Source organism: Paraburkholderia ginsengiterrae (genome assembly GCF_001645125.1).
Taxonomy (GTDB): Bacteria; Pseudomonadota; Gammaproteobacteria; order Burkholderiales; family Burkholderiaceae; genus Paraburkholderia; species Paraburkholderia ginsengiterrae.
This window is the reverse complement of the sequence record NZ_LXKA01000392.1, coordinates 1-2,544: the sequence shown is the minus strand read 5'-3', so window position 1 is coordinate 2,544 and position 2,544 is coordinate 1. Positions and strand designations below refer to the sequence as shown.

At 65.7% G+C, this 2,544-nt stretch carries 2 protein-coding genes; both read right to left on the bottom strand.

The features are described from left to right. Positions 1-355: 355 nt before the first annotated feature. Entirely contained in the window at positions 356-1,525 is a 1,170-nt protein-coding gene (locus A6V37_RS37595) for an IS91 family transposase (protein ID WP_064271771.1), read from the bottom strand. Positions 1,526-1,546: 21 nt separating this feature from the next. Next, entirely contained in the window at positions 1,547-2,422 is an 876-nt protein-coding gene (locus A6V37_RS37590) for a tyrosine-type recombinase/integrase (RefSeq protein ID WP_064271770.1), read from the bottom strand. Positions 2,423-2,544: the final 122 nt, after the last annotated feature.

The following is a 2,544-nucleotide window of genomic DNA, read 5'->3' as shown; positions in this document are numbered from 1 at the left end:
TCTTGAGGTTTGTTCGACGCCTGCCCATGTCCGCGGGCTCGGGGGCGCGCGACGGCGCGTGCGGGCAGGTGTTGAATAAACCTGAAGGGAGGAAACCGCGGAGTGCCCCGATGCAATGGGAGTCTTCGGGGCTATGGCGATTGATGGGCCAGGATGCCCGGTGGTGCTGCGGGTTGGGCGGCCAGGCGGGATGCGGAATCAGCGCTGACGCGCTGACGAAGCGGCGCAATCGCGCAATTGTGATGGCGAAGCGGACGTGCGAGGGAGCGCGCGAAGCGACAGGCGCAAACGTCCGCTCGTGGGCCGCGTTGCCGCAGAGCCGACTGTGGGGTTGCTGGTCCTGGAACAGGGGCGCTCATGTCTCGCCCCGGCGCGTGGGTGGTGCGCGAATCGGTGCGGTGCGCGCGAGGATATCGATGACGATCATCGGTGCGCCGCAGTGCCGGCAGATGAAGGCGGGTCGCGTTTCGATGACCGTTTCGTGGGCTGATGTGTCGACCTCGGTGGCGACGTGCAGCAGTTCACGCACCTTCGCAAGACTGGCGCGGCGCACCGGGTTGGCGAGCAGTCCGTAGTGACGGATGCGATGGAAGCCACCGGGCAACACATGGAGCAGGAAGCGGCGCATGAACTCGCTGGCTTCGAGGGTCATGGTCTTGTAGCGGGTGCGTCCCGTTGCACGGTAGTCCTTCCAGCGGAAGGTGACGCCGCGTTCGTCGAATGCGAGCAGGCGCTGGTTGGAGATCGCCACGCGGTGCGTATAGCGCGACAGGTACGCCAGCACCGCTTCGGGTCCTGCAAAGGGGCGCTTTGCGTAGACGACCCATTCGCAGGCACGCAGCGGCGCAAGCCACGCGTCAAAGACAGCCGGGTCGGCCAGTTCAGCGTACTGGCTGAAGAACTGCAGGTGGCCATGCCGGTGTGCGTCCGTGAGCGCTTCGAGGAAGCGCCTGCGGAACAGGCGCGAGAGCACACGCACCGGCAGGAAGAAGCCAGGCCGGCAGGCAATCCATCGCTCACCATCGGGTGACAGGCCCCCACCGGGAACGATACCGTGCACGTGTGGATGATGCGTGAGCGCCGAGCCCCAGGTGTGCAGCACGAGCGTGGCGCCGATGCTGGCACCCAGATGCTTCGGATCAGCGGCGATGGTGCGTAGCGTTTCGGCGACGATATCGAACAGCAGCCCGTAGATGACGGCCTTGTTGTACCAGGCGATGGCACTGATGGGCGCGGGCAGCGTGAAGACGACGTGGTAGTACCCGACCGGCAGCAGGTCAGCCTGACGTGCTTCGAGCCAGCGGCGCGCAGCACTGGCCTGGCACTTCGGGCAGTGGCGGTTGCGGCAGGAGTTGTAGGCGACCTCGATCTGTGCGCAGCCGGAACAGCGAAGCACGTGTCCCCCCAGCGCCGCGCTGCGGCACTGTTCGATGGCCGACATGACCTTCAGCTGCCCCAGGCTCAGCGACACCGTGCGTCGCCATACTGGGCCCTGGGCGCGGAAGATGTCCGCGACCTCCAGCATGGGGTACTACACTGGGCCGCGTTACTCGGAGGGCAGACGCTCGAGCGGACTGATGACTTCGCGCAGCAGGTCGGTGGCCACCTGCACGTAAAGCGCGGTGGTCTCAAGCTGCTTGTGGCCGAGCAGCACCTGGATTACGCGGATGTCGACCTTCTGTTCGAGCAGGTGCGTCGCGAAACTGTGCCGCAGGGTGTGCATGGTGACGCGCTTGCCGATCTGCGCTTCCTCGGCGGCAGCGTGTACGACGCGGTTCAGTTGCCGCGTGCTGAGCGGGTCGACGGGATCCATCCCGGGAAACAGCCACCCGCCATCGAGCATGCTGCCCTGGGCACGGGCGACGCGCCACCAGAGCCGCAGGCGTTCGAGCAGGACCGGCGAGAGCATCGCGTAGCGGTCCTTGCGGCCCTTGCCCTGCTCGATGCGCAGCGTCATCCGCTGGCTATCGATGTCGCTGACCTTCAGCGCCACCACCTCACTCACGCGCAATCCGGCGCCATAGGCTACCGACAGCGCGGTCTGATGCTTCAGGTTCCCAGCTGCCGCGATGAGCCGCCGCACCTCCTGCGGGCTCAGTATGACGGGCAACTTACGGGGCACACGAACGGGTTGCATCCTGGCCATCAGTTGGGGCTGGCCAAGCGTGACTTCGAAGAAGAACTTCAGTGCGCTGATCGCGGCATTGAGCGACGTCGGCGAGGTACCGTGGTCGACCAGATGCAGTTGGTAGTCCCGCAGGTCTTCGACGGTGGCGGTGTCGGGTGAACGTCCGAGAAACTTGGCGAACTGGCGTACGGCACGCAGATACCCGGACTGTGTCTTGGGTGCGAACTTGCGCATGCGCATGTCTTCAACCATGCGGCGGCGCAGCGGGCTGACGCCCGGATCGGAGGAGGTCATGATGGGGCTCCTGCTGGAGAACGAGGCGGATTGCCTCAGTCACCAACATAAGCACCGGCGCCACTAACCTCTCAATCGCCGCCAGAGGCGGGACGGAGCCCCATACCGCGCGAGCGGTTTAG